20 protein-coding genes are annotated in these 26,938 nt (G+C 69.9%); 6 read left to right on the top strand and 14 right to left on the bottom strand.

Annotated features, from left to right (window positions below; translation table 11 throughout):
- Together G6G98_RS12070 and G6G98_RS12065 are read right to left on the bottom strand one after the other, a co-directional pair.
- Positions 1-981: an acetylxylan esterase gene (locus G6G98_RS12070; protein ID WP_164234177.1), complete on the bottom strand. Its 981-nt coding sequence runs from the start codon at positions 979-981 to the stop codon at positions 1-3.
- Positions 971-3,313 carry a glycosyl hydrolase family 95 catalytic domain-containing protein gene (locus tag G6G98_RS12065; protein WP_243842111.1) on the bottom strand — a complete coding sequence of 781 codons (2,343 nt, stop codon included), beginning with the start codon at positions 3,311-3,313 and terminating at the stop codon, positions 971-973. The genes G6G98_RS12070 and G6G98_RS12065 overlap by 11 nt, the downstream gene beginning before the upstream one ends.
- 190 nt (positions 3,314-3,503) lie before the next feature.
- Between G6G98_RS12065 and G6G98_RS12060 the strand changes: the two genes are divergently transcribed.
- Both G6G98_RS12060 and G6G98_RS12055 read left to right on the top strand, forming a co-directional pair.
- Positions 3,504-5,684 (top strand): alpha-galactosidase, encoded by a 2,181-nt coding sequence (locus tag G6G98_RS12060; RefSeq protein ID WP_164234179.1) that lies wholly within the window; start codon positions 3,504-3,506, stop codon positions 5,682-5,684.
- A gap of 81 nt (positions 5,685-5,765) precedes the next feature.
- Positions 5,766-8,213: a X2-like carbohydrate binding domain-containing protein gene (locus G6G98_RS12055; protein WP_164234180.1), complete on the top strand. Its 2,448-nt coding sequence runs from the start codon at positions 5,766-5,768 to the stop codon at positions 8,211-8,213.
- Between the two features lie 84 nt (positions 8,214-8,297).
- Here G6G98_RS12055 and G6G98_RS12050 read toward each other — a convergent pair whose 3' ends face one another.
- Positions 8,298-10,436: an APC family permease gene (locus tag G6G98_RS12050; RefSeq protein ID WP_164234181.1), complete on the bottom strand. Its 2,139-nt coding sequence runs from the start codon at positions 10,434-10,436 to the stop codon at positions 8,298-8,300.
- A 78-nt stretch (positions 10,437-10,514) separates the two neighbouring features.
- Here G6G98_RS12050 and G6G98_RS12045 point away from each other — a divergent pair, with 78 nt between their 5' ends.
- Both G6G98_RS12045 and G6G98_RS12040 read left to right on the top strand, forming a co-directional pair.
- A complete protein-coding gene (locus tag G6G98_RS12045) occupies positions 10,515-11,588 on the top strand; it encodes a VanZ family protein (RefSeq protein WP_164234182.1) in 1,074 nt (357 codons plus the stop codon).
- Between the two features lie 45 nt (positions 11,589-11,633).
- Complete coding sequence (locus tag G6G98_RS12040) at positions 11,634-12,329, top strand: GTP pyrophosphokinase (protein ID WP_164234183.1); 696 nt, start codon at positions 11,634-11,636, stop codon at positions 12,327-12,329.
- 110 nt (positions 12,330-12,439) lie between these two features.
- Here G6G98_RS12040 and G6G98_RS12035 read toward each other — a convergent pair whose 3' ends face one another.
- Positions 12,440-13,654, bottom strand: coding sequence for an amidohydrolase (locus tag G6G98_RS12035; protein WP_164234184.1), 1,215 nt, complete (start codon positions 13,652-13,654; stop codon positions 12,440-12,442).
- Between the two features lie 110 nt (positions 13,655-13,764).
- Between G6G98_RS12035 and nhaA the strand changes: the two genes are divergently transcribed.
- Entirely contained in the window at positions 13,765-15,093 is a 1,329-nt protein-coding gene (gene nhaA, locus G6G98_RS12030; RefSeq protein WP_067356265.1) for a Na+/H+ antiporter NhaA, read from the top strand.
- A 45-nt stretch (positions 15,094-15,138) separates the two neighbouring features.
- Here nhaA and G6G98_RS12025 read toward each other — a convergent pair whose 3' ends face one another.
- From G6G98_RS12025 to G6G98_RS11995, 7 genes are all read right to left on the bottom strand, one after another.
- The gene (locus G6G98_RS12025; protein WP_164234185.1) at positions 15,139-15,939 is read right to left on the bottom strand and encodes an ABC transporter permease subunit; all 801 of its coding nucleotides are present in this window, start codon (positions 15,937-15,939) and stop codon (positions 15,139-15,141) included.
- A complete protein-coding gene (locus G6G98_RS12020) occupies positions 15,932-16,870 on the bottom strand; it encodes an ABC transporter ATP-binding protein (RefSeq protein ID WP_164234186.1) in 939 nt (312 codons plus the stop codon). The genes G6G98_RS12025 and G6G98_RS12020 overlap by 8 nt, the downstream gene beginning before the upstream one ends.
- 48 nt (positions 16,871-16,918) lie before the next feature.
- Positions 16,919-17,608, bottom strand: a complete 690-nt coding sequence (locus tag G6G98_RS17225; RefSeq protein ID WP_164234187.1) for a TetR family transcriptional regulator — start codon at positions 17,606-17,608, stop codon at positions 16,919-16,921.
- 58 nt (positions 17,609-17,666) lie between these two features.
- On the bottom strand, positions 17,667-18,362 hold the full coding sequence (locus G6G98_RS12010) for a potassium channel family protein (RefSeq protein WP_208321481.1): 696 nt from the start codon (positions 18,360-18,362) through the stop codon (positions 17,667-17,669).
- A gap of 30 nt (positions 18,363-18,392) precedes the next feature.
- A complete protein-coding gene (locus tag G6G98_RS12005) occupies positions 18,393-19,754 on the bottom strand; it encodes a TrkH family potassium uptake protein (RefSeq protein WP_084788430.1) in 1,362 nt (453 codons plus the stop codon).
- 246 nt (positions 19,755-20,000) lie between these two features.
- Positions 20,001-21,008, bottom strand: a complete 1,008-nt coding sequence (locus G6G98_RS12000; protein ID WP_067356252.1) for a LacI family DNA-binding transcriptional regulator — start codon at positions 21,006-21,008, stop codon at positions 20,001-20,003.
- A 100-nt stretch (positions 21,009-21,108) separates the two neighbouring features.
- On the bottom strand, positions 21,109-22,767 hold the full coding sequence (locus tag G6G98_RS11995) for a glycoside hydrolase family 13 protein (protein ID WP_164234188.1): 1,659 nt from the start codon (positions 22,765-22,767) through the stop codon (positions 21,109-21,111).
- Between the two features lie 138 nt (positions 22,768-22,905).
- On the opposite strand from G6G98_RS11995, the gene G6G98_RS11990 reads away from it, so the two are divergent.
- Positions 22,906-23,334: a DUF1761 domain-containing protein gene (locus G6G98_RS11990; protein ID WP_067356245.1), complete on the top strand. Its 429-nt coding sequence runs from the start codon at positions 22,906-22,908 to the stop codon at positions 23,332-23,334.
- Between the two features lie 103 nt (positions 23,335-23,437).
- Here the strand turns inward: G6G98_RS11990 and G6G98_RS11985 are convergent, their stop codons facing one another.
- The 3 genes from G6G98_RS11985 to purS all read right to left on the bottom strand — a co-directional run bounded on the left by G6G98_RS11985 (position 23,438) and on the right by purS (position 26,914).
- Positions 23,438-25,735, bottom strand: a complete 2,298-nt coding sequence (locus G6G98_RS11985) for an immune inhibitor A domain-containing protein (RefSeq protein ID WP_243842110.1) — start codon at positions 25,733-25,735, stop codon at positions 23,438-23,440.
- A gap of 226 nt (positions 25,736-25,961) precedes the next feature.
- A complete protein-coding gene (purQ, locus tag G6G98_RS11980; RefSeq protein WP_067356242.1) occupies positions 25,962-26,669 on the bottom strand; it encodes a phosphoribosylformylglycinamidine synthase subunit PurQ in 708 nt (235 codons plus the stop codon).
- The gene (gene purS / locus G6G98_RS11975) at positions 26,666-26,914 is read right to left on the bottom strand and encodes a phosphoribosylformylglycinamidine synthase subunit PurS (protein ID WP_067356239.1); all 249 of its coding nucleotides are present in this window, start codon (positions 26,912-26,914) and stop codon (positions 26,666-26,668) included. Before purS ends, purQ begins: the two co-directional genes overlap by 4 nt.
- Between the last annotated feature and the right edge of the window lie 24 nt (positions 26,915-26,938).

Here is a 26,938-nt window from a genome sequence, read left to right as displayed (position 1 = left end):
TCATCCCTCGTCCGGTTCGGTGTCGGATCCCCGCTGCGGTGCCAGTCGATCTGCGGCGAAGGCGATGGCGTTCTGCTCGTCGAGATCGCCGCCCGCCTCATGCCCGTTGTAAGGCCAGAGCACGACGCGCTTCTCGCCAGCGTAGGCGCTGAACGCGGGAAGCACCGTCGCGGGCGGGGTGATGCCGTCACGCAGCCCCGTGCTCAGCAGGGCGGGTGCGGTCGCGCGCTTCGCATGATTGATGCCGTCGAAGTAGCGCAGGGTGTCGAGGGCGACCGCGGCTTCCGTGCGCCGATCGGCGAAGTGCCGGGCGAGCAGCGCGTACGGCTCTTCGAAGCTCAGGTCTGCGGCACGATCGAGCGCGCACAGGAACGGCGCCTGGATGATCGCGAGAGCCAGGTCGGGCACGAGGCCGGCCGTCGCCAGCGCGATGCCTCCTCCCTGACTCGCCCCGACGACGCCGACGCGCGACGCGTCGACATGGTCGAGGCTCCGCAGCGCCTCGACTGCTCGCACCGCGTCGGTGAACACGCGCCGATAGAAGTACTCGTGCGGTGAGCGCAGGCCACGGGTGAGGAATCCGCCGGCGGAGGGGCCGCCGTCGGCGTGATCGTCGTCGGTGTCGCCGTGCCCCTGACCGCGCACGTCCACGGCCAGGTGCGCATAGCCGGCGGCGGCCCAGCGCAGGTCGCGCAGGGCGTGACCTCTGCCGTTCCCGTAGCCGTAGAACTGCACCAGCCCGGGCATCGGCGCGCCGATGCCACGCGGCATGCGGAGCCACGCGCGGATGCGGGTGCCGCCGAAGCCGCGGAATGAGACGTCGAAGACATCGATGACCGCGAGACCCGTGTCGTGCGGGGTCACCGTCACGTCGATCGGGAGCCGTCGCGCCTCCGCGATGGTCTCGCTCCAGAACGCATCGAAGTCCGCAGGTTCCGTCTGCGTGATGGGAACGTCGGCGACCTCGGCCTCAGTGAGCATGACCGACTCCGGTGACGGCGCCGACGGCGGTGAGCTCCACAGTCTCCCCTCCGCGCATCCGCACGATCTGCGACTGTCCGGCGCAGGTGACGGTCACCACGTGCTCCTCGCTCCGCAGGTTGCGCAGCCGCGCGAGGGAGAGAAGCCCGTCGCGCCACTCGAGGTCCACGGCGACGCCGGTGCGAGCCCGAAGCCCCTGCACCTCGCCGCGCGGCCAGGACGACGGCAGGGCGGGCAGCAGCCGGATCAGACCGCCGTGGCTCTGCACCAGCATCTCGGCGATCGCCGCGGGAAAGCCGAGGTTCGCGTCGATCTGGAACGGCGGATGCGTGCTGAAGAGGTTGGGGAGGATCCCGCCCCACTCCGATCCGTCGACAGGGCCGTGTCGTGTCGCGTCGCCGTCGAAGGGGGTGAGGGCCTCGAGTAGGAGAGCCGCTGCGCCGTCGCCGTCGCCGATGCGGGCGCGCAAGGCGATCTTCCATGCCCACGACCAGCCCATGGCACCCGGGCCCCGGGCGTCGAGCAGCCGCACGCCCGCCTCGAAGAGCTCCGGAGTGCGCTCGCGCGTGGTGGTCTCGAGCGGGTACATCCCGATCAGCGGCGTCAGGTGACGATGCAGCGGCTCCACCTCGACCACGTCGCTCGACCACTCCGAGAGCCGTCCGTCGGCGCGGATGCCGACGGACGCGAGGGCGGCGAGAGACCGCTCGAGCTCCTCGAGGAGCTCGGGATCCTCGAGGCCGAGGATCCGGATCGCCTCGAGGGCTCGTTCGAACAGCGCCTGGATGAGGAGCAGATCGGATGCGGCGGTGAGGCCGATCGCGGTCGCCGCGCCGTCTCCGGCGACGTAGGAGTTCTCGGGTGATGTGGAGGGTGAGGTGCGCAGGCGTCCCTCCGAGTCGGGTGTCAGCCAGTCGAGGCAGAACTCGGCGGCTCCGCGGAGCAGCGGCCAGATGCGCGTCCGGAGCAGGTCCTGGTCGCCGCTGAACTCGTACGCGTCCCACAGGTTGTGGGTCAGCCAGACCCCGCCCATCATCCAGATCGCCCAGCTCGGAGCTCCATGCCCGCCTCCGACGGGCAGCGACCAGCCCCAGAGATCGCTGTTGTGGTGAGCGACCCAGCCGCGGGCGCCGTAGAGGACGCGCGCCGTGTCAGCCCCGGTGCGAGCGAGGTGCTCGACGAGACGGAGGAGCGGTTCCGCCGGGTCGTTCATGCCCAGGACGGGAGCCGCCCAGTAATTCATCTCGGTGTTGATGTTGATGGTGTAGTTCGACGACCACGCCGGGCGCAGCTGGTCGTTCCAGATGCCCTGGAGGTTCGCGGCGGGCCCGCCGCTGCGTGAGCACGAAGCCAGGAGGTAGGCGCCGTACTCCGCGATGACGGTCGCCGCCAGCGCCGGGTCCTCCGTGCGGAGCACATCGACGGCGACATCCCACGTTCCTCCACGACGGCTGCCGATCGCGAACCGCGCCGTGGCCATGCGCCGACGGTCGGCGATGTGCTCGGACAGCAGGGCGGAGGGAGCGCGGTCGGCCGCGGTCTCCGCCTGGGTCCTGGCGCGGTCCCGGATCGTCTCGCGGGAGACGGTCCGCCACTCCTCGCCCGCGCCGGCCCACCACGACGCGGCGCGGGACGATGTGGAGAGGGCGATCAGCAGCCGGCGGGCTCCGCGGACAGTCGCGCCTTCGGGCGCGGCCTCCGCGAATCCGTCGCTGCTCCATGCGGCGGCGACGGCCGTGAACGCGTCGTAGCCGCCGTCGTCTTCGGCGTACCGCAGGGGCGGGACGACCGACGTCTCGTGCAGGGGAGCCCCGTCGATCGGTGCGACGACGTCGAGCGTCATCCGCCCGGACTCGGCCGCCAGCCTGCCGCGCAGCGGTGTGGTCAGCCTCAGGGTCGCCGTGAACTCGACGTCCGCCGTCATCTCGACGAGCAGCGCCTGGGCGGGGGCGGAGACCCACGACCTGCGCACCAGGGTCCCGCCCGGGACCCCGAGCTCTTCGGTGAGCACGGCGTCGTCGAGATCGAGCACGCGCGGAGAGGCGCCGGCGCCGGCGACGCGGACCTCGAGGTCTCCGAGTGGCAGGAACTCCTGCGAGTACGGCCCTTCGAAGGCCATCAGCAGTCGCTCTGCCGTGCGGATGTCCCCGGCGTCGAGCGCTGCGCGGATCTCCCCAAGGCGGTCGGGACCCGCGCCCGCCGCGACGACGTCGCGCAGAGCCGCGGCGGGCCCGTCCGGGTGCCCCGACCACAGGGTCGCGTCGTTGAGTGCGTAGCGTCCGGTCGGGCCCCCGAACGCCATCGCTCCTATCCGGCCGTTGCCGAGGGGCACAGCCTCCTCCCACCCGTCAGCAGGGCGATGCCAGGACAGGCGAAGGGTCTGGTGTTCCGGCGAAGGCGTCATCGTCTTCCTGTCGAGGCGGTCGAGAGTCGCAGCGAGGCGGAAACCTCGGATCTTTGCTTGCGATGCCAGCGTAAACGTGATTAATTACCGATGTCAAGTAATTAGATGGAGGGGTTCGATGGTCACCGGAGACGCATCGATGACGGTGCTGCGCGCAGCGGGCGTCGCATTCGTGATCGACCACGCCGGCCGCGTGCCGCGCGTGCTGCACTGGGGCGCCGACCTCGGCCGGCTGGACGCGCCCGCGCTCGCCGCGCTGCGGGAGAGCGCCACCCCGGCGGTGCTCAACAACGCTCCCGACCTGCCGCGCCTGTTCACCCTCTGGCCCGCGGAACAGGACGGGTGGGTCGGTACGCCCGCGCAGAGCGGCAACCGGCGGGGGACCGCGACGACACCGCGCCCGGCCGTGGTGGACGTCGAGGTGGAGCACGCGGATGCCGGTGGCGGCACGATCCGCATCGAACTCGCCGACGCCGTGACGGGCACGCGATCCCGGCTCGTCTGCGTCCTCGACCCGGCGGGCGTGCTCTCCGTCGATGCCTCGATCGAGAACACCGACTCCTCCGACTACCTCCTGGACGGACTGCGCATCCTCCTGCCCCTGCCGGATCGTGCCGAGGAGCTGCTCGACTTCAGCGGGAAGTGGTGCCGCGAGCGCTCGCCGCAGCGGCAGATCCTTCCCTTCGGCACCCACGCGCGCCGCGCACGCCGGGGCAAGCCGGGGCACGACGCGCCGTATCTGCTGAGCGTCGGCACCGCCGGCTTCGGCTTCGGTCATGGCGAGGTGTGGAGCGCGCATCTCGCGTGGAGCGGGGACGGCGAGTATCTCGCCGAGAGGCTTCCCGAGGGCGCCGGCGAGTTCTCGCGCGTCTTCGGCGCCGGTGAGCTCCTGCGCTCGGGCGAAGTGATCCTGAAGCCCGGGGAGCGGTATGACGCTCCCCGTGTGCTGTTCACGTGGTCCGACATGGGTCTCGACGGGATCGCCGCGCGCCTGCATGACCGACTGCGATCGCGCCCGCAGCATCCCCCGCAGCCCCGTCCGCTCGTGCTCAACACCTGGGAGGCCGTGTACTTCGACCACGACCTCGAGCGGCTCACGGAGCTGGCCGACCGGGCGACCGAGGTCGGGGTCGAGAGGATCGTCCTCGACGACGGGTGGTTCCGCGGGCGCCGCGACGACACCGCAGGGCTCGGCGACTGGGTCGTCGACGAGAGCGTGTGGCCGGACGGTCTCGGCCCGTTCGCCGACGCCGTCCATGAGCGCGGCATGCAGTTCGGCCTCTGGTTCGAGCCCGAGATGATCAATCCCGACTCCGAGCTGGCGCGTGCGCATCCCGACTGGGTGCTCGCCCCTCGCAGCGGAGCCGGTGCGACGGCCCGGCATCAGCAGGTGCTCGACCTCGCGAACCCCGACGCCTACGCCGTCGTCCTCGAGCGCATCAGCGCGCTCGTCGTCGCACACTCCATCGACTACATCAAGTGGGATCACAACCGGGATCTGATGGAGCCGGTCGCCGATCATGACGGCGGCGACCGGCCACGGGTGCGCGCGCAGACCCTCGCGCTGTACCGGATGCTCGACGAGCTTCGCGCACGGCACCCGGAGCTCGAGATCGAGACGTGCTCGGGCGGCGGCGGTCGCGTGGACCTCGGCATCCTGGACCGCACGGACCGGCTCTGGGCGTCCGACTGCAACGACCCTGTGGAGCGGGCTCGCATCGAGCGCTGGACGAGGATGCTGGTGCCGCCCGAGCTGATCGGCTCGCATCTCGGCGCACGACGATCGCACACGACCCATCGGGAGACCGACCTGGCGTTCCGGCTGATCATCGCGCTCACCGCGCACGCCGGGATCGAAGCCGATCTCACCCAGGTGTCTGCGGACGAGCTCGCGACGATCGCCGCCTGGTCACGGCTGTACCGCGAGCTGCGCCCGCTGATCCACTCAGGACGGATCGTGAACGCCGACCTCGCGGATGAGGCCACGATGCTGACGGGCATCGTCGCCGAGGATGGCGCGCGAGCTCTGTTCACGTGGGCGCGCCTCGCGACTTCGGACGCCGGGCAGAGCGGTCGCATCGTGTTCCCCGGCCTGGATCCGCAGGCGACGTTCCGCATCCGTCTGCGCACCGAGCTCGGCACTCCGCGGATGCATGAGGGGACGGATCCCGCGTGGCTCGACGCCGCGGCGCGGGACGGATTCCTCATGCCGGGGCTCCTGCTGACGCGAGCCGGCCTGCCGATGCCGACACTCAACCCGCAGCAGGCGCTGCTGCTCGATCTCGAGCGGGTGCACTGACCGGGCACTCCGCTCCCGCCTTCCTGGGAACCGCGCGAAGGGGCGCGGGGTTCACCGTCGAACCCACCACGAGAGGAAATCATGAAGAAGATCTATCGCACGGAATCCCGGCTGCGATGGCCGGCCGCGCTGGCAGCCGGCGCTCTCGCCCTCGGCGCCGGGACGGCCGCGTCCACGGCCCATGCGGCGACCGGCCCAGCCCCTGCCTCCTCCCCGTCGACACCCGCCGCAGCGGCGAAGACGGAGGAGGCCGGCTCCGCTCCGTACATGGGGTGGAGCAGCTACAGCATGCAGGTGTACTCGGGCGACGGCAAGTGGATCACCGCCGATCAGATCATCGCGCAGTCCGATGCCATGCACGGCACCCTGCAGGACTACGGCTACGAGTACATCAACATCGACGCCGGATGGAACGACGGCGTCGACGGAAACGGGCGTCCCGTGCCCAGCGAGACCCTCTTCCCCGACGGTCTGCAGGCGGTCATCGATCACATCCACGCCAACGGGCAGAAGGTCGGGTTGTACTTCATCCCCGGCATCTCCCCGGAGGTGGCGGAGGCCGACCTGCCCATCGCGGGAGCGCCGGAGTGCTCGACCGGGGACATCGTGAAGCAGCCGGTGCAGCAGGCCGACTACTGGGGCATCGGGCACCGCATCGACTTCTCCAATCCGTGCGCGCAGGCGTACGTGGACTCCATCGCCGACCTCATCGGCTCCTGGGGCGTCGACTTCGTGAAGTTCGACAGCGTGACCCCGGGATCGGGCGTGGGCGACCTCACGCTCGACGCCCGGGACGACGTGGCCGCCTGGTCGACGGCGCTCGAGCGCAACGACATCTGGTTCGAGCTCTCCTGGGCGCTGGACATCCGCTACGCCGAGTACTGGAAGCAGTACGCCGACGGCTGGCGCATCGACTGGGATGTGGAGTGCTACTGCGAGAAGGAGGCGCTGACCACCTGGGACAACATCGCACGCCTCTTCCCCAAGCTCGCCGACTGGTGGCGCCACGCCGGCCCGGACGGGTGGAACGACCTCGACTCCCTCAACGTCGGCAACGGGCAGATGGACGGGCTGACGAAGGATGAGCGACGGACGGCGGCGACGCTGTGGGCGGTGTCGGCCGCGCCGATGTACATCGGCAACGACATGACGCAGCTCGACGAGTACGGCATCTCGCTCCTCACGAATCGCGAGGTCATCGCCGTGAACCAGGCGGGGATCCCTGCGCATCCCGTCTCGACGGGAACGTCTCGCCAGACCTGGTATGCCGTGAACCCCGACGGCTCGGTCACCGTCGCCGTGTTCAATCTCGGACGCACGGATGCAGACATCGCGGTGTCGCTCGAGGCACTGGGCATCGACGGGTCGGCGAAGGTGCGGGACCTCTGGAAGGGCAAGAACCTGGGTGGCGTCACCGGCGAGTTCGTGGCCGAGGACATCCCGGTCCACGGCGCGGCACTGTACACGTTCAGCCCGGAGCGGAAGACCGCGATCACCTTGAACGACGACGATGCCCGGCTCGGGTACGACGGCGAATGGAACCGCAATGCGGGCATGGAGGTCCCGGCGCGGACGCAGGATCTCACCGTCTCCGTGTACGACTCGAGCGCCGGCGGTGAAGCGCCCGAGCCCGGCGCGTCGAACGTCGTCGTCCTCAACGACAGCGACTCCGGGATCGTGTACAGCGGCAACTGGGGGCACAGCACCGGTCGCGGGCTGGGCGACTACCAGGACGACGTGCACTACGCCGAGGCCGACGGCGCCGCCTTCGAGCACGTCTTCGTCGGGACCGGCATCGACTGGGTGACCGAGACGCACGAATCGCAGGGCGAAGCCGAGGTCTACCTCGACGGCGTGCTCGTCGACACCGTCGACACGTTCCAGGCGGAGGGGCGCGGCGCCCAGCAGGTCGTGTACAGCGTCCGGGATCTGCCCAACGGCACCCACACGCTGCGCGTCGTGAAGAAGACCGGTCAGTTCATGCTGCTCGACCGGCTCGACGTCGTGCAGGAGGGGGTGCTCGACATCGATCATGTGGCCTTCGACCGTGCCGCTCCGGCAGACGCCGTGGTCACGCTGCTGCGCGATCCCGGCGAGCTCGTCGAGGTGTCCCTGAACGGCGAGAGCCTGTCCGCCGGAGACGAGTACACGCTCGACGGGAACACGCTCACGCTCGGCAAGGATCTGCTCGCCTCGCTGCCGGACGGAGACACGGACATCTCCTTCCGCTTCCGCGGCGACCTCCGCGACGACGTCCACTGGACGAGTGCCGACGGGGCCTCCGTGACTCTCGCATTCACGGGATCCTCGGTGTCGATCACCGGTGCCGTGGGTCCCGATCAGGGCACCGCGGAGATCTACATCGATGACGAGCTCGTCGACACCGTCGACCTGCACAGCGACACGCGTCTCACCCAGCAGGAGCTGTTCCGCAGCGACACCCTCAAGAAGGGCGAGCACACCATCCGGATCGTCAAGGCGTCCGGCGAGGTGCTGCGGATCGATTCGCTGTCCTACGTCACGAGATGACACACGGGGTGCGGGGCTCGCAGCCCCGCACCCCGACCGCAGGCATCCTCGGTCGGAGCATCCGACTGAGGTCTGGACCCGGCCTCAGACCCCGGCGCTCTCGCCCGCGCCCTTCCGGGCCGTGCGATCCTCGGCCGGCGGTCCTTCGGGCCGGTGCGCCCTGCGTCCGTTCACGACCACCGGCCGTCCGGCGCGCTCCTGACCGGGCACCGGACGCGACCGGCGGCCGTAGATCAGCTCGGAGGAGTCGAGGAGCCACGGCACCAGCGTGATCGAGACGCCGTGCACGAGCATCAGCTGGCTCGCCATGCGGCGGGCGCGGCGGTTGTGCAGGAAGGTCTCCCACCAGTGGCCGACGATGTACTGCGGCAGGTACACGGTCACGACCGAGGAGCCGTGCTTCTTCCGGTACTTCTCGATGAACTCCGCGACGGGCTGCGCGAACGAGCGATAGGGCGACTCCACGATGATGAGCGGGATCGGCATCAGATGGTCCTCCCACTCCTTCTGCAGCTGCGCGGCCTCCTCAGCCGACACGGCCACGTGGATCGCCATCGTCTTGCCGTGCTTGGCGGCGATCGCGTAGTCGACCGCCTTCACGACCGGCTTCTGCAGCTTGTTCACGAGGACGAGGGCGACGTCGCCGGTCGCGCCGAAGTGCGTGGTGTCGTCGATCGCGATCTCGTGCTCGACGTCGCGGTAGTACCGCTTCACGCCCATCATCAGGAACGCGAGGACGGGGATCGCGAAGAATACGAGGTAGGCGCCGTGCGTGAACTTCGTGATCGTCACGATCAGCAGGACCAGCACGGTGAACGTGGCGCCCAGCGAGTTGATCACCAGGCCGGCTCGCGCCGAGCGGCGATCGGATGCCGCCGCGGGATCGCCCTTGCCCGCCTGCTCGCGGAGGACCCGCCGCCAGTGCCGGACCATGCCGATCTGGCCGAGCGAGAACGAGACGAACACGCCGATGATGTACAGCTGGATGAGGGTCGTCAGCTGCGCCCGGAACACCACGAGGACGCCGATCGCGACGATGCCGAGGATGATCATGCCGTTCGAGAAGACGAGCCGGTCGCCGCGCGTGTTCAGCGCCTTCGGCGCGTAGCCGTCGCGGGCGAGCACCGAGCCGAGCAGCGGGAACCCGTTGAACGCCGTGTTGGCGGCGAGCAGCAGCACGCAGGCCGTCGCGGCCTGCACGATGAAGAACAGGATGCTCCCGCCGCCGAACGTCGCCGCCGCGATCTGGGCCATCAGGCTCGGCTGCGGGTTCGTGCAGTCGAAGCCGACGAGGTCGCACGGGTTCTCGGCGTAGTGCACCCCGCTGATCAGGGCGAGCGCGGTGAGGCCCGAGAACAGGCAGATCGCGATGGTGCCCATGAGCACCAGGGTGGTCTGCGCGTTGCGCACCTTCGGCGAGCGGAAGGCGGGGACGCCGTTCGACACGGCCTCCACACCCGTGAGAGCGGAGCATCCGCTCGAGAAGGCGCGCAGGATGAGCAGGATGACCGCCGCCTGGCTGAGGCTCTCGGCATGCACGGCGAACTCGGCGCTGGACGCGACCGGTGCGTCGCCGAGCATCGTCCGCACCAGGCCGGTCGCGATCATGAAGCCGACGGAGCCGATGAACACGTAGGTCGGGATGGCGAAGACGAGGGAGGCCTCGCGCACTCCGCGGAGGTTCACGATGATGATGAGGATGACGAAGCCGACGGCGAGCTCGACGCGCAGCGGATCGAGCGCCGGTACGGCGGAGATGATGTTGTCCACGCCGGAGGCCACTGACACGGCGACGGTGAGCACGTAGTCGACGAGCAGGGCGGACGCGACGACCACACCGGGGATCTCGCCGAGGTTCTTGAAGGCCACCTCGTAGTCGCCGCCGCCGGACGGATACGCCTTGATGAGCTGGCGGTAGCTGAGCACCACCACCGTCAGCAGCACCACGACCGCCACGGCCACGATCGGCGTGAAGGACAGGAAGGTGAGCCCTCCGATGAGGAGGATCATGACCAGCTCCTGCGGGGCATAGGCCACCGAGCTCAGCGCGTCCGAGGCGAAGATCGGCAGCGCCATCTTCTTCGGGAGCAGCTGGTGGTCGGCCTGCTCGCTGGTGAGCGGGTCTCCGATGAGGATCCGCTTGGCGATCTGAGGGGCGTCCGGGGTCTCCCGGGTTACGTTCGGCACGTCGGGCGACGCTACTCCGCCGGGCGGGCCGCTCATGCCGTCCTCACGGAATCCCTACGGACGCCCTGCGGCCTCCTCACGGAATCCTTACGGCCCCCGATTAGGATCGGGAAGGTGTCCGGCCAAGTCCTCTCCGCGCTCTTCGCGATCGGCCTGGGCGGCATCGTCGGCGTGCTCCTGTTCGTGCCGTTCGTCGCCATCTCCTACCGGCGCCGCGGACGCCTGGGATTCGGTCGCTTCGTGCTCTGGGCGGGGGCGCTGGTCTACTTCTGGGCGATCTGGACGTACACCCTGCTGCCCCTTCCCGACCCGGAGTCGATCCGCTGCGTCGGCATGATCACCGACCCGATGTCGGTCGTGCACGATCTGCAGAAGGCGTTCACGGAGCCGGGCGATCCGCTGCGGCATCCTGCGCTCCTGCAGCTCGTCTTCAACGTGCTCCTGTTCGTGCCGCTCGGATTCTTCCTCCGGGTGCTCGGAGGCCGCGGCATCCTCACCGCCCTCGCCGTCGGGCTCGGCACCTCGCTGTTCGTCGAGTTCACCCAGCTCACCGGCGTGTGGGGGCTCTACCCCTGCGCGTACCGGTTCTTCGACGTCGGCGACCTCCTGACGAACACGACCGGCGCCGCGATCGGCGCGCTCCTCGCTCTCGTCGTGCCGGCGAGCCGTCGCGGCATGAGGGTGAGCCCGGATGCCGGGGCGCCGCGACCGGTCACGCGCGGCCGTCGCGCACTGGCGATGCTCTGCGACGGACTCGCCTTCGGGTTCGTGCAGTTCGGCGGCTCGATCGCCACGCAGATCTGGCTGCAGTACGGCGTCGGTGACAGGCAGGCGGTGCTCGACGGGGTCGTCGCGTCCTTCGCGGGCACGGCGCTCGCCGCGGGAGCCTGGCTGCTGCTCATCCTCGCCACCGGACGCTCCGTCGGCGACTTCGCCGTGCAGCTCCGCTACGACGGCTCGCGTCTGCCCGTGCCGCTCGCACGTGCGCTGCGCTGGACCGGCGGGATCGGCGGCGTCGGCGCGCTGCCGCTGCTCGGCGGCGTGTTCGACGCGATCTCGTCGGCACTGATCCTCATCGCCGTCATCCTGGTGTTCACCACCCGGCTCGGCCGCGGCCTGCCCGGCCTGCTCTCCGGCCAGGAGCTCGCGGACGCGAGGACGGAGGCCGCGGTCGCGTCGCGCCCATAGCCGACGCACAGCCGTTTCCGATCACGGATGCGTAACGTCGAGCGTATGAGCACGGTTTCCGTCGACGAGCGGGCGATCAGCGAGGCGAAGGAGCTGCGTGATCAGTTCCAGCGCTTCCTTCGCGAATACGAGTTCGGCATGCGGGAGGTGGAGACGAAGATCTCCATCCTCCGCGACGAGTTCACCCACCACCACGCGTACAACCCGATCGAGCACGTGAAGAGCCGGGTGAAGACGCCGGACAGCATCGTCGAGAAGATCGCGCGCAAGGGCATCGAGGAACCCGACTTCGCACGCATCCGCGAGGAGATCACCGACATCGCCGGCGTGCGCGTCACCTGCAGCTTCATCGCCGACGTGTACCGGCTGTTCGACCTGCTCACCGCGCAGGACGACATCACGGTGCGGGTCGTGAAGGACTACATCGCCAACCCGAAGCCGAACGGCTACAAGAGCCTGCACGTCATCCTCGAGGTGCCCGTGTTCCTCTCCACCGGCGCGCTGTCGGTGCCGGTCGAGGTGCAGTTCCGCACCATCGCCATGGACTTCTGGGCGAGCCTCGAGCACAAGATCTACTACAAGTTCTCCAACCAGGTGCCTGCGCACCTCGTGGAGAGCCTCACGGACGCCGCGGATGCCGCCGCCGAGCTCGACCTGCGCATGGAGCGGCTGCACCGAGAGGCGCATGGCGTGCCGCAGCGGCAGCTCGCCCCGCCGCCGCCCCGCGTCGTCGGGGTCTGAGTCCGCCACGGGCGAGGCTCAGCGGGGTGCGCCTTGTCGTCGCCCTCGGCATCGGAAGGCGACGACAACGCGCCCCGGAGGGGAAGGCGCCGCCCGAGGGACGCGGGCGATCAGCCGAGGAATTCCCGCGCGGCGGCGGACATCGCGGTGACGCCGACCTCGATCGTGGGGTGGATCTCCGGCGCGAAGAACGGCGAGTGGTTGGTCGGGACGTCCTGCTCCTGACGCCCCGCCGCGACCGCCGCGGCGAACTTCGCCGGGTCATGGCCGCCCCAGAACCAGAACACCAGCGGCGCTCCGGCGTCGCGGGCGAACCAGGAGACGTCCTCGCTGCCGGTGAACATGCCGGGGTCGATGACGGATGCCTCGCCGAGGGCGCGCTGGATCGCCGCGGTCGCCCTGGCCGTGGCATCCGCGTCGTTGATCGTGGCCGGCAGGGTGTGCAGGGTCTCGATGTCGGGCTCGCGCTCGGCCCCGGAAGCCGCGGCCTCGGCGCGCACGATGCGCTCGACGCTGGCGAGCACCTTCTCCCGCGCCTGCTCGTTCGGATAGCGCAGGCTCAGCTCGAGCTTCGCCTCCGCAGGGATGATGTTGTTCTTCAGGCCCGCGTGGATCGAGCCGACCGTGACGACGCCGACACCCTGCGGGTCGATCTCGCGCGAGGCGATGGTCTGCAGGCGCATCACCGTGGCGGCCGCCATGACGACCGGGTCGATCGTCGCGTGCGGACGCGAGCCGTGTCCGCCGCGGCCGTGCAGCGTGACGGTGAGCCCGTCGGATGCCGCCATCTGCGTGCCGGATCGGACCCCGACGACTCCGGCCGGCAGCGGGGTGACGTGCTGGCCGAGCACGACGTCGGGCTTCGGATAGCGGAAGAGGATGCCGTCGTCGAGCATCGCCCTGGCGCCCGCCCCGTACTCCTCGGCCGGCTGGATCAGGACGACGAGGGTGCCGCTCCAGTCCGCGCGCTCGGCGACGAGCTTCTCGACGGCGCCGATCATCGCGGTGACGTGCATGTCGTGCCCGCAGGCGTGCATGACCGGAACGGTGTTCCCTGACGGGTCGATGCCCTTGGCGGTGCTCGCGTAGGCGAGCCCGGTCTGCTCCTCGACGGGCAGCGCGTCCATGTCGGCGCGGACCCAGACGACGGGGCCCTCGCCGTTGCGCAGCACGCCCACGACGCCGGTGATGCCGACCCCCTCCTCGACCTCGAGGCCGAGATCGCGCAGGTGGGCGGCGGCGATGCCGGCGGTGCGCGTCTCCTGGAACGACAGCTCAGGGTGCTGGTGCAGATCGGTGTAGAGCGCTTCGAGGTCGATCGTCATGGCCCGAGCCTAGCCGTCGCGACGAGCGCGCCCCACCCGCGGTAGGGTGGACGCGGAGCGTCGGGAAGCCTGGTCGACAACGCCGTCCGTCGACACCTCGGAGCACTCACATGGCTGAATCCCCCGTTTCCCGTTCCTCCGTCTTCCCCACGCGTGGCAGCCACCGCGAGGTCGTGCGCATCGGCGCGCTGCTGCGCAGGGAGAGCGTCGGCGGCATCCTGCTCGTGGCCATGGCCGCGATCGCGCTCATCTGGTCGAACTCGCCCTTCGCCGACAGCTACTTCGCGCTGCGCGATCTCGAGTTCGGCTACGAGCCGTGGCATCTCCGGCTCAGCCTGGGTGCCTGGGCGGCCGACGGGCTGCTCGCGATCTTCTTCTTCCTCGTCGGTCTCGAGCTGAAGCGGGAGTTCACGGTGGGCGACCTCCGCGACATCCGCAGGGCCATCGTCCCGGTCACGGCGGCCGTCGGCGGTGTGGTCGTTCCCGCGGTGATCTACATGATCATCGTGGGTCCGCAGCCCGAACTGCTGAGAGGCTGGGCGGTGCCCACCGCGACCGACATCGCCTTCGCCGTGGCGGTGCTCGCGATCATCGGCTCGCACCTGCCTGCACGGCTCCGTCTCTTCCTGCTCACCCTGGCGGTCGTCGACGACCTCATCGCGATCGTCATCATCGCCGTCTTCTACACCGACGACCTCGATCCGATGCCGATACCGGGGGCGATCCTCGCCCTCGCCCTCTATGCGGTCCTCGCTCAGCGCCGCCGCGGGTTCTTCCTCCGCAACCGGTTCGCCGCCTGGCTGATCCTCCTCCCGGTCGGCATCGTCGTCTGGGCGTTCGTGCATGCGTCGGGCATCCATGCGACCATCGCCGGCGTCCTGCTCGGCTTCATGATCCCGGTCCGCTCTCACGCGACAGGCGACGACGGCGTCGAGGATGCCGGCCTGGCCGAGGAGTTCGAGCATCGCTTCCGCCCTCTCTCCGCCGGCTTCGCCGTGCCCGTCTTCGCGTTCTTCGCCGCCGGAGTCGCCTTCGCGGGAGATGGCCTGATCGAGACGATCACGCACCCGGTGACGATCGCGATCGTCTGCGCGCTGGTGCTCGGCAAGCCCGTCGGCATCGTCCTCACCACCTGGCTCACCACGAGGATCACCCGCAGCAGGATGAGCGACGGCCTCGGCTGGATCGACCTCATCGGCGTCGGCGTCCTCGCGGGGATCGGGTTCACGGTGTCCCTCCTCATCGCCGAGCTGAGCTTCCCCCGAGGCGTCGAGCACGACGCGGCCAAGGTCGCGATCCTGCTCGCGTCGGTGCTCGCCGCCCTGACGGCATCCGTCATCCTCGGCCTGCGCAACCGCCACTACCGGCTGATCGAGGAGCAGGACGCCGTCGACGAGGATGCCGACGGGATCCCCGACGTCTACGAGCGAGGCGAGTAGGCCCGACGCCGCGCGGGCGCGGCGCGGAGCCCCTCGACCGCCGGTTCAGCCCACGACGTCCCTTCGATGCAGCACCCAGGCGCTCCCGGTCACGAGCACCGCGACGCCCGCCCAGAGAGCGGCGCAGCCGGCCGGATCGAGCCCCTCGGTGAGCGGAGGCCGGTGATAGGCCCAGGAGTACGGGGAGAGGAGGCGCAGCCATTCGGCATCCTCCACCTGATTCGCGATCGCGTTGAACGCGTACCCGGCGACCGCGATCCCGGCACCTGCGGCGACCCCGCGGCTGCGGCGACCCGTCAGGGCGCCGACGAACAGTGCGAGGGCGCCGGAGAGCATCGTGACGCCGACGAGGGCGATCGTGGCGTCGAGGATCCGTGAAGGCTCGATTCCGAGCGACGCGGACTCGTTCAGGGCGAGCACCAGGACTCCGGCGAAGGCGCCGAGCCAGGCGAGGCGGATCAGCATGGCGACCGCCATCTCGAGCGCGTAGGGCACCCGGCCGATCCCGTGGGCGAGATCGAGCTCGAGACGGCCCGACTCCTCCGTGCCGGCGATGGCTTCGGCGCCCCAGCCGATCGCGGCGATGGTGAGCAGCAGGAACCCGATCAGCCCGTAGAACGTGCTCTGCGCGTAACCCGCGCCGGTGCCGATAAGGTCGTAGCCGAGCGTCTTCACGAGCTCGGCCGGCAGACTGTCGACGATCTGCTGCATCTGGCCGCCGCCGCCGATGCTCGGGAACAGCGGCAGGTACATGAAGAGAACCCCGGCCACGCCGATCGTCCAGCCGAGGAGGCTGCGCCACGTCTCGCGGTGCTCGCGTCGAAGCGTCGCAAGCGGCCTACGCATGACCGGCCTCCTCCGCCGACGGGTGCGGACTTCCGTAGAGCCGGAGCACCGACTCCTCGAGATCCGGCTCCTCGACGGAGAGGTCGGTGAGCCGGTGGCGGGCGATCGTCTTGACGAAGGGGTCGATGTCGCCCTCCACGGTCGCGGAGAGCCGGGCGGAGCCGTCGGCCCGGGTGATCTCCACGTCGGCGAGATGCGGGATGAGCTGCAGCTCCCGGCGCAGCTCCTCCGCGTCGACGTCGTCGAAACCCGCCCGGACCCGGCGGACGGCGCCGAGGCGGAGCGAGGAGACATCGCCCTCGGCGACGAGGCGGCCGGCGCTGAGGACCGCCACCGTGTCGGCGGCCTGCTGGATCTCGCTGAGCACGTGAGAACTCAGCAGCACGGTCTGCCCTCGATCCCGCGCCTCGCGCACGAGCTGGAGGAACTCCCGCTGCACGAGGGGGTCCAGCCCGCTGGTGGGCTCGTCGAGCACGAGCAGCTCCGGCTCGTGCATGAACGCCTGGACGATGCCGAGCTTCTGCTTGTTCCCCTTCGACAGAGTGCCGACGCGACGCGTCAGATCGAGGCCGAGCCGCGCCGAGAGCCGGTCGATCCGCCCGGCCGGCACGGGGCCGGACACCCCGGTGTAGAAGTCGAGCAGGCGCCTGCCGGTCATGCGCCCGTCGAGACGGAGCTCCCCGGGGACGAAGCCGATGCGCCGGCGCAGCGAGGGACCGCCGGATCGGGGATCCTCTCCGAGGACGCGTACCGCACCGGAGGTCGGACGGATGATGTCGAGGATCAGGCGGAGGGTGGTGGTCTTGCCTGCGCCGTTCGGGCCGATCAGGCCGAACACGGTGCCGGGTTCCACGGTGAGGCTCAGCGAGTCGACCGCGGTGCGGCGCCCGTATCTCTTGTGCAGGTCGATGAGGTCGATGGCAGGGGTCACAGTCCCTGCTCCTTTCAGATGGGGACGATCAGGGTCACGGAGCGCGCCTCAGCGTGGCGGATCCGGGTCCTGATTCGGGTCGTTCTCGCCCTTGTCCGAACGCGGTCCCGACCGCCGCCCCAATGCCTCGCGCGCCGCCACGAGCAGGCGGTCGTCCGTGTACAGGCCGTGCGTGAACATCTCCAGCACGGGGAGGGTGGAACGCTCCAGCAGGGCGACTGACAGCCGCGTCTCCCCGAAGGCACGGGTGAGCTGACGCTGGAGGACGACCGGTCCGAGACCGTACAGCGTGAGGTAGGCGGCGGTCGCCTCCAGGTCGGACGGCTCTCGCATCAGCCCCGCGGCGATCTGGCCCTGCATCATCCGCCGCGTGCCGGTCAGGAAGGCGTCGAACAGGCGGTCGGAGGCGTCGGTGTCCTCGGTGAGCATGCGCGACAGGTAGTCGAGCATGGGTCCGTACCTCTCCGGCGAGTCGAGCGCCGCGCGCATCATCGCCGCGGCGTCGGCTCCCATCAGCTCTTCCTTGTCGTCGAGCATGGAGTGCACGACGAACCGGTCGCATTCCTCGCGAAGCCCCTCCTTGCTGCCGAAGTGATGCACGATCAGAGCGGCGCTCACGCCGGCATCCTCGGCGATCTGACGCAGGCTCGTCCGCGCGAACCCCTGGCGGGCGAACAGCCCGACCGCCGCGTCGCGGATTCGTGCGCGCGTCGTCAGATCGTCGGATGCTGACCGCATGTTCAGGATGCTAAACACTTGTTCAGGCAGCGTCAACCCCTTGCGGACTCGGCGGCTCTCACCGGAGCTGCGCGAAGCGCTCGACCTTCTCGATGGGCCCGACGATGAGCACCGTGTCACCGGCCTGCAGCACCGTCTCAGGGGCCGCGTTCGCCCACGAGCCCGCCTCCGAGCGGTGCGCTGCGACCGTGATGCCGTGCTCGGCCCGCACCCCGGCCTCGGCCAGAGTGACGCCGTGCAGAGCACGCGGGGCGATCGTCTTCACGACGGCGAATCCCTTGTCGATCTCGAGGTAGTCAGCCGCGGCACCGCGCACGAGATGCGCGACCCGGCGGCCCATGTCCTTCTCCGGGTAGATCACACGGTGCACCCCGAGCTGCTCCAGCACGGCACCGTGTCGCTCGTCGAGGGCCTTCGCCCAGATGACCGGCACCTCGAGCTGCAGCAGCAGCGAGGCGGTGAGGATGGAGGCGGTGATGTCGCTGCCGATCGCGACGACGACGCGGTCGAACTCGTCCACGGCGAGCTGGCGGAGCACCTCGAGCTTCGTCGAGTCGGCGCGCACGACCTGGGTGAGCTCCCCGTTGAGGGACTGCACGACGTCCTCGTCGCCATCGATGCCGAGCACCTCGGTGCCCGACGCCATGAGTTCCAGAGCGAGCGAGGTGCCGAACCGGCCGAGTCCGATCACTGCGACGGAGTCGGCCTCCGCGATGCGGCGGGCGTCGTGGCCGAAGGAGAGGAAGTTTCGCAAGGAGGGTCCTTTCTGCACGAGCGTCCGCGATCAGCCGATCGCCGGTCGCTCCTTGGGCAGCTCGTAGGCGATCCGGCGCTCACGGAGGGCGAGCGCTGAACCGAGGGTCAGCGGGCCGAGTCGGCCCAGGAACATCAGCAGCACGAGGATGAGCTGGGCGGCAGGAGGGAGCGCGGCGGTGATGCCCGTCGACAGGCCCACCGTGCCGAAGGCCGACACCGCCTCGAACAGCACCTTGTCAAGGTCGAGATCGGTCAGCGCCAGGATCGCGATGACACCGGCCATCACCGCCCCGATCGCGACGAGAACGACGGTGATCGCCTCCCTGTGCACGGCGCGCGAGAGACGCTTGCCGAACACGTTCACCGCGGTGCCGCCGCGCAGTTCCGTCCACATGATGAAGAACAGCACGGCGAACGTGGTCACCTTGATGCCGCCCGCGGTGCCCGCAGGTCCGCCGCCGATGAACATGAGCACGTCGGTGACGAGCCAGGTCTCATCGTGCAGCTGCGCGATGTCGATCGAGTTGAAGCCGGCCGTACGGGCCTGCACCGAGTAGGTGAAGCCGGCGAGCAGCCGGGACCACGGGTCGAGGGCGCCGAGGGTGCGCGGGTTGCCCCACTCGATGACGGTGACCGCCAGCATCCCGAGAGCCAGCAGCGCCGCCGTGGTGACGAGGACCACTCGGGTGTTCATCGTCCAGTGCAGCGGACGCCGCAGCTCGCGACGCAGCTGCCGGAGCACCGGGAAGCCGACGCCGCCGAGGATGATGGCGGCGCAGATCGGGAACATGATCCACGGGTCCGCCACGAAGCCCATCAGGCTGTCGGTGTAGAGCGCGAACCCGGCGTTGTTGAACGAGGAGACGGCGTGGAAGATCGCGTGCCAGGCCGCGCGACCCGGGTCATAGCCGTAGCCCGCGAAGAAGCGGACGAACAGCAGGAGGGCGACGACGGCCTCGATCGTCAGCGTCGTCACCAGGATGCCGGCGGCGACGCCACGGACGTCGCCGGTGCCGGGCGACTTCGTCTCCGCGCTGGTGACGATACGCGATCGCACCGACAGGCGGCGAGCCAGCGCGAGCCCGACGAGCGAGGCGAGCAGCATGATCCCCAGCCCGCCGAGCTGGATGAGCAGCAGGATGACGATCTTGCCGAAGGGGCTCCAGTACACGGGTGTGTCGACGACGATCAGCCCGGTCACGCAGACCGCGGACGTCGACGTGAACAGAGCCTCCACGAAACCCGTCCAGCGGCCCGCGGCCGATGATGCCGGCAGCATGAGCAGCACGGTGCCGAGGAGTATCACGGAGCCGAAGCCGGCCGCGATCGTCTGCGCCGGGGCGAGATGCCGAGGACGGCGAGGAGCGGGGATGCGTTCGGCCAGGATCACTCCGACGACCTTACGCGCGAGGGGGCATGCCTGCTCGGCATCTTCACGCCATCCCTACGGCATCGGCTGCGGTCCTGACGGAATCCTTACGGGGTCGCGACCTGAGCTGGACCCGGGCGATCAGCCTCGGCGCGATGCCGGGACTGGAATCGGGCCGGTGACGCCGAGTTCGTTCCACCCGCATTGGATGCCTGTCGCTTCCGGCGTCCGAGTACCGGTGAAGACGGGATCGAGTCCGCCGCGCTCCTACTGCAGCCGTGCGGTCGTGCCGCGGACGTTCAGCTCGTACGGGAGCGCGGCCGGGACGCGGGTGGCGCCGTCCTCGGCGAGCTTCGCGAGCACGGCATCCGCCGCCCGCTCGCCCTGGCCGAGCGGGAACTGGTCGACCGTCGTCAGCTTGAAGAACTCGCCGAGCTCGTGGCCGTCGATGCCGACGATCGAGAGGTCCTCCGGCACGCGGAAGCCGAGGTCGCGGGCGGCGAGGATCGCGCCGATGGCCATCTCGTCGGACGCCGCGAACACGGCCGTCGGGCGGGGGCCGGGACGGCCGAGCAGCTGCTTCGCGGCGCGGTACCCGCCCTCGACGGTGAAGTCGGCGGGTTCCAGGAACGCGGGGTTCAGCGGGATGCCGGCCTTGGCCAGCGCCCTCTCGAAGCCCTGGCGGCGGTTGGTCGGGATGTGGAAGTCCTGGTCGAACTCGGGGTTCGCGCCGATGTGGGCTATGTCGCGGTGCCCGAGTCCGATGAGGTGCTCGGTGGCGAGCTGGGCGACGGCGAGGTCGTCGACCGTGAGGGTGTCGAGCTTCGGGTTCGGGCCGCCGATCGCGATCACCGGGAGCCCGAGGTCGAGCAGCTGCTGCGTCTCGCCCTCGTCGAGCTCGATCGAGACGGCGATCACGGCATCCACCCGCTGCCGGCGCAGGAACGTGTCGAACACGTGCCGGCGCACGTCCTTGTCGGCGGTGATGTTGTAGAGCGTGATGTCGTAGCCCTCGCGCATCAGCGCCGAGGACACCCCGGAGAGCACGGTGCTGAAGAACCAGCGGTCGAGGAACGGCACGACGACGCCGACGTTCCGGGTGCGCCCGGAGGCGAGGCTCGAGGCGCGCGAGGACACGACGTAGCCGAGCGAGGACGCCGCCTCCTGCACGCGCTGGCGCGCGGACTCCGAGACGTGCCCTCGCCCGCTCAGGGCCCGGGATACGGTCGCCGTGGAGACCCCGGCGAGCCGGGCGACCTCATCGATGCTCGCCATGGGTTTCCTTCCTCGATCCTCCTGCTCCGGTATGAGTTCTCGTCGTGTTCGAGGCCGGAAGGCCGCAGGAACTCATACCGGAGCGGATGGTGTGTGCTGATCAGGCCGTGGTGTACCAGACGGCGGTGTCGACCGGAAGGGCGTCGCCGTCGAAAGGCTGGCTCTTCAGGATCACGGTCGCGCCGGCGGGCAGCGGCAGCGGCTTGGTGCCCAGGTTCGCGACCACGTGCACGTCTCCGCGACGGAAGGCCACGGCATCCTTCCCCGCATCCTCCCAGATCAGGGAGCCGTTGCCGAAGCCGTGCTCGCGGCGCGCGGCGAGGAGCTCCTTGTAGAGCGCCAGTGTCGACGTCGGGTCGGACGACTCCGCGTCACGGGCGTACTCCGCCCACTCGGCCGGCTGCGGCAGCCAGGAGAGGCCGGTGTCGTTGAAGCCGAACGCGGGGGCATCCGCCTCCCAGGGCAGCGGCACGCGGCATCCGTCGCGTCCGTATCGCTTGCCCTCGGTGCGGAACCAGGTCGGGTCCTGACGGAACTCGTCGGGGATCTCCATCGCCTCGGGAAGGCCCAGCTCCTCGCCCTGGTACAGGTAGGCGGAACCCGGGAGGGCGAGCATGAGAGTGGTCGCGGCGCGGCCGCGGGCCAGGGAGATCTCGGGTGCGGGCTTGTTCGGAGTCTTCGGCCCGATGCCCTCGCCGTGGGGAAGTCGCGTCGCCGCGAGCCGGGTGGTGTGCCGCACGGTGTCGTGGTTGGAGAGCACCCAGGTGCTCGGGGCGCCGACCTTGCCGAACTCGTCGAGGGACTCGCGGATGACGTCGCCCAGGGCCTTCGCGTCCCACGCGGTCATCAGGTACGGGAAGTTGAACGTCTGGTGCATCTCGTCGGGGCGCACCCACAGCGCGGTCTGCTTCAGCGTCGGCAGCCAGGCCTCGCCGCACAGGGCGCGGTCGCCGTCGTACTCCGCGAGCAGCTGGTGCCAGTCGCGGTAGATGTCGTGCACGCCGTCCTGGCCCCAGTAAGGCACGTCCTCGTCGTTGCCGCCCATGGAGTCGGCGTCCGCCACGGGGGCGTAGTCGGGGAGGCCGGCCTCCTTGACCATGCCGTGCGCCACGTCGACGCGGAAGCCGTCGACGCCCCGGTCGAGCCAGAAGCGGAGGATGGAGCGGAACTCCTCCTTGACCTCCTCGTTCGTCCAGTCGAAGTCGGGCTGGGTGGCGTCGAAGATGTGCAGGTACCACTGGCCGGGGGTGCCGTCGGCCTCGACGACGCGCTCCCACATGCCGCCGCCGAACACCGACTCCCAGTTGTTCGGCGGGAGTTCGCCGTTCTTCCCGCGCCCGTCGCGGAAGACGTAGCGTGCACGCTCGGGGCTGCCGGGGCCGGCCTTCAGCGCCTCCTGGAACCACGGGTGCTGGTCGGAGGAGTGGTTCGGGACCAGGTCGACGATCACGCGGATGCCGCGGGCGTGCGCCTGCGCGAGCATCTCGTCGAAGTCGGCGAGGGTGCCGAATAGCGGGTCCACGTCGCGGTAGTCGGCGACGTCGTAGCCGGCGTCGTGCTGCGGGCTGGTCATGAACGGGCTCAGCCAGATCGCGTCGATCCCGAGGTCCTTGAGCGAGTCCAGACGGCTGGTGATGCCGGGCAGGTCGCCGATGCCGTCACCGGACGCGTCGGCGAAGGAGCGGGGGTAGATCTGGTAGATGACCGCACTGCGCCACCACTCGGAACCGGGGGCTGCGATCTGTTCAAGCTGTGCCATGGGAACAGGCTAGTGCAAACGCTTACATTCCCGCCAGACAGGGCATCGAATCGGTTCGGCAGGCGTGTCGGCGAGCACACGGAGGCGCGGAGTTGCAACGGGGAGTAGGGTGACGGCATCCGAGGAGTGGAGGCTGTCATGGTTCCCGAGATCAACTACTGGGCGGTGCTGCTGGCCACCGCCTCGAGCATGCTCGTCGGCTCCGTCTGGTACGCGCCGAAGGTGTTCGGCACGCGCTGGTCGCAGCTGGCGAATGTCGACATGGACAGGCCGGCGTCGAGCGCGACGATGCCCATCATCACCACCGTGATCGTGAGCTTCATCACCGCATGGGTGCTCGCCGGAGCATCCGCCATCGCCTGGCACTTCTACGGCGGGTCGTTCCTCTGGGGCGCGATCGTCACCGGGGTCACGCTCTGGGCCGGGTTCACCGCGGCGCGGTTCATCACGCACGACGCGTTCGAGGGACGCTCGACGAAGCTCACGACCCTCAACATCGCGCACGAGCTCGTGACGGTCGTGGTGATGGCGGTGCTGATCGGCGTCTGGCCCCCGGCCGGGATCTGACGTTCCCGGCCTCGCCGTCGGCCAGGTCTGACGCCGCACCGGGACACGAGTCCGGGCCCGCCCCCGGGGAAGGGGACGGGCCCGGACTGCTGTCAGGCGAAGATCACTCCGCCGGGTTGGCGACCGAGATCGTCATCGTGCCGCCGGTGTTCTGGTCCGTGACGGTGATCGTCACGCCGTGTCCGGCGACGAGGACGCCCCCGAGCGGGTTGGCCTCGTCGTAGAAGGCGTCGGTGACGCTGTCGTCGAACGTGGCCGTCTGCATGCCGGGGGTCGAGCTCGCGGCGAGAGTGTCGACGGTCGCCTTCTTGCCGTGGCCGACGGTGACCTCCTTGTGCAGGCTCACGCTGTCCAGCGGGTTCAGGCCGAACGCGGCGTCGAACGGCTGGCGCCGGTTGCTCGGCATCGTCCCGTCCGGATACATGATCGGCACCGCGTTGGCGTCGACCGGCAGCGCCAGGCCATGGCCGAGGTGCTCGATCGTGTTGTTGTCGCTGTACGACTCGTCGACCGCCCAGACCACCATGCCGTCCTGGAACGGGAAGTGCTCCACCCAGTCCGGCGCGGTGATGCCCTTGCTGAACTGGTACGGCCCCGTCTGCAGCGTGGTGTCGTAGCCGACGTACGTGCGGTTCTCGGCGAGGTAGTAGCGGTCGCCGGATGCCGTCGAGGTGCCGTCGCTGAGAGCGAAGCCGCCCGCGGCGGTCCAGCCGTTCTCACCGCCCTCCGCATCGTCGGTGAACAGGGTGGTGCCGCCGCTCTTCACGACGATGTCGTCGATGAAGGCGCCCGCGAGGTGCACGCCGCCGTCGCTCTGGTAGCGGAAGCGGAACTGCGTGTCGGCGCTGCCGCCGGGCACCGAGTACCGGAGCGTCTTCCAGCGCCCGTCCGAGCTGTCGCTGATCGGGCTCCCCGCAGACGTCCACTCCGCACCGCCGTCGGTCGAGTACTCGGCGTACAGGTAGTCGTAGCCGGCCTCGATGTCGTACCAGGCGCTCGCGCTGACCGTCGCCGACCGCACCGCACTGAGATCCAGCGTCCGGGTGAGGGTGGTGTTCAGGTCGTCGGCGCTGGAGGTCCACCAGGCGTGCCCGCCGGCGAGGTCGACGACGGTGCTCGTCGTCTCCACGTCGGGGACGTCGACCACGAGGGCCTGGTCCTGACCGTCGACCTGCAGTGCGGCGGGGCTCAGGGTGTACGTGCCGCCCTCGCCGGGGCTCACGATGCTGTAGTCGAGCCAGCCGAGCTGCAGCTTCTCCCAGGGACCCATGTAGTTCGGCGTCGTCCCGATGTCCTCGGTGCCGTGGCCGAGCCACGAGCCGCTGGACATGAGCGTCCAGAACGCGCTCGAGTTCTCGCCGCCCGCCGTGTCGTAGAAGTCGGGAAGGCCGAGGTCATGGGCGTACTCGTGCGCGAAGACGCCGAGTCCGCCGTTCTCCGCCTCGACCGTGTAGTCGCCGATCCAGATGCCGCTGTCGCCGATCTGGGCGCCGCCGAACTCGGCCCCGGCCGGACCGGTCACGCCGAAGTCCGTCTGGTTCACGTACCAGCGGTGCGACCAGATGGCGTCCTCGCCCTGCGCGCCGCCGCCTGCGTCCTCGCCCTCGCCGGCGTGCACGGCCTGGAAGTGGTCGATGTAGCCGTCCGGCTCGTCGAACTCGCCGTCGTTGTCGTGGTCGTAGCGGTCCCAGACGTCGAAGGACTGCAGCTCCGCGAGCACTTCCGCCGCCGGGCGGCCCGCGTCGAGCTGGGCCTGGTACCAGGCGTTCGCGGCGTCCGCGATGAACTGCCAGGCGCCGCCGTAATCCTCGATGGTGTTGTCTCCGTAGGTGGACGCGTTGCCGGGCACCTGGACCCAGTCGCTGACGGATCCGTCGACGGTGTAGTTGCCGGAGGACTGCTTCGAGTAGAAGTCGGCCATCGACTCGCCGTCGCCGAAGAACAGCGTCTCGTAGTACTCGGTGGTGAAGTCGGCCCGCCAGTGCGTGCTGTTGTTCACGATGCGATCCGGCTCGGGGATCTCGTTGTGCAGCGGACCCGGCTCCGTGCCGAGCTTGCCGCTGCCCTGGTCTCCGAACTCGGCGAGGATGGTGAACAGCCGGCCGGTTCCGGTGACGGCCGCCTCGTAGTACTTGTCGCCCTCGGCGTTGAGGGCGACGACGCCGTCCTCGTTCGGGGAGGCCTGGCCGGAGAGGATCAGGCGCTGGGCGGCCTTGCGCCGTTCGTTCTGCCTGTCGGTCAGCGGGCCGGGGCGGTTGTCGGATCGCTGCGCCGATGCTCCGTCCGAGGTGGGCCCGTCACCCGATGGTGCGGCCGTGGCCGGGGGGACCACCATGGCGCCGGCGATGAGGGTCGCACCTGTGGCGGCTGCGGCGATGATGCCGCGGGTACGTCGTTTCACGTTCACTCCTTTGTGCGCTGGCCCGGGATCGCCGGGCACGACGGGGCCAAAGTAACACGCGGGAGGGCTCGCCGGAATGGCGAGTTCCGGCTCGTTAACCGGGGTTGTGCGGGCAAGCACAGGAATCCGCAGATGGGGTCGCGGAATACCGGTTCACGGGCATCCGGGGGTTCTCCGGAACACGGGAGATCGGATGCCGTCGGCGCCGCAGCGCCGCGGAGGAAGCTCAGGCCGCGACGCGCGCGACCGCGGCGATCGCGCTCGCGAAGAAGCCGAGGCCGTCGACGCCCGAGCGCATCGCAGCCGCGGTGTCCGGCCCGAAGCCGGCCTCCGTGGCGTGCTCGGGGTGCGGCATCAGGCCGACGACGTTGCCCGCCTCGTTGGTGAGACCGGCGATGTCGCGCAGCGATCCGTTCGGGTTCACGCCCGCGTAGCGGAACGCGACGAGACCCTCGCCCTCGAGGCGGTCGAGGGTCTCCTCGTCGGCGATGTAGCCGCCCTCGCCGTTCTTCAGCGGGATGACGATCTCCTGGCCCTTGCGGAACGCGTTCGTCCAGGCGGTGTCGGCGTTCTCGACCGTGAGCTTCTGGTCGCGGCGCACGAAGTGCTGGTGGTCGTTGCGGATCAGCCCGCCGGGCAGCAGGTGCGCCTCGACCAGCATCTGGAACCCGTTGCAGATGCCGAGGATGGGCATGCCCTTCGCGGCGGCATCCTTCACCTCGGCCATGATCGGCGAGAGCGCGGCGATCGCGCCGGAGCGCAGGTAGTCGCCGTAGCTGAAGCCGCCGGGGAGCACGAGCGCGTCGACGCCCTCGAGGTCGTGGGAGCCGTGCCAGAGGGCGACGGGCTCTGCGCCGGCGAGACGCACCGCGCGCTGGGCGTCGCGGTCGTCCAGCGATCCGGGCCAGGTGATGACCCCGATGCGGACGGTCATTCGGCGACCTCGATGCCGACCACGTCCTCGATCACGGAGTTGGAGAGCACCTCGTCGGCGACGCGCTTGGCCTCGGCGAGCAGCTCGTCGGTGACCTCGCCCTCGACGGTGAGCTCGAAGCGCTTGCCGATGCGGACGTCGGTGAAGCCCTCGACGCCCAGGCGGGCGAACGCGCCGGAGACGGCCTTCCCCTGCGGGTCGAGCAGTTCGGACTTGGGCATGACGTCGACGACGATGGTGGGCATGAACGGCTCCGGAAGTCGCGGGCG

Source organism: Microbacterium hydrocarbonoxydans (assembly GCF_011752045.1).
Taxonomy (GTDB): Bacteria; Actinomycetota; Actinomycetes; order Actinomycetales; family Microbacteriaceae; genus Microbacterium.
The sequence above is the reverse complement of the archived record's forward strand: the minus strand, read 5'-3'. Positions and strand labels throughout refer to the sequence as shown.

Coding starts and splice junctions, on each gene's coding strand:
- purQ (WP_067356242.1), bottom strand. CDS start 26,669: ATGACCGTCCGCATCGGGGTCATCACCTGGCCCGGATCGCTGGACGAC.
- G6G98_RS12070 (WP_164234177.1), bottom strand. CDS start 981: ATGCTCACTGAGGCCGAGGTCGCCGACGTTCCCATCACGCAGACGGAA.
- G6G98_RS12000 (WP_067356252.1), bottom strand. CDS start 21,008: ATGGCGAGCATCGATGAGGTCGCCCGGCTCGCCGGGGTCTCCACGGCG.
- G6G98_RS12055 (WP_164234180.1), top strand. CDS start 5,766: ATGAAGAAGATCTATCGCACGGAATCCCGGCTGCGATGGCCGGCCGCG.
- purS (WP_067356239.1), bottom strand. CDS start 26,914: ATGCCCACCATCGTCGTCGACGTCATGCCCAAGTCCGAACTGCTCGAC.
- G6G98_RS12025 (WP_164234185.1), bottom strand. CDS start 15,939: ATGCGTAGGCCGCTTGCGACGCTTCGACGCGAGCACCGCGAGACGTGG.
- G6G98_RS17225 (WP_164234187.1), bottom strand. CDS start 17,608: ATGCGGTCAGCATCCGACGATCTGACGACGCGCGCACGAATCCGCGAC.
- G6G98_RS12040 (WP_164234183.1), top strand. CDS start 11,634: ATGAGCACGGTTTCCGTCGACGAGCGGGCGATCAGCGAGGCGAAGGAG.
- nhaA (WP_067356265.1), top strand. CDS start 13,765: ATGGCTGAATCCCCCGTTTCCCGTTCCTCCGTCTTCCCCACGCGTGGC.
- G6G98_RS11995 (WP_164234188.1), bottom strand. CDS start 22,767: ATGGCACAGCTTGAACAGATCGCAGCCCCCGGTTCCGAGTGGTGGCGC.
- G6G98_RS12050 (WP_164234181.1), bottom strand. CDS start 10,436: ATGAGCGGCCCGCCCGGCGGAGTAGCGTCGCCCGACGTGCCGAACGTA.
- G6G98_RS12060 (WP_164234179.1), top strand. CDS start 3,504: ATGGTCACCGGAGACGCATCGATGACGGTGCTGCGCGCAGCGGGCGTC.
- G6G98_RS11990 (WP_067356245.1), top strand. CDS start 22,906: ATGGTTCCCGAGATCAACTACTGGGCGGTGCTGCTGGCCACCGCCTCG.
- G6G98_RS12035 (WP_164234184.1), bottom strand. CDS start 13,654: ATGACGATCGACCTCGAAGCGCTCTACACCGATCTGCACCAGCACCCT.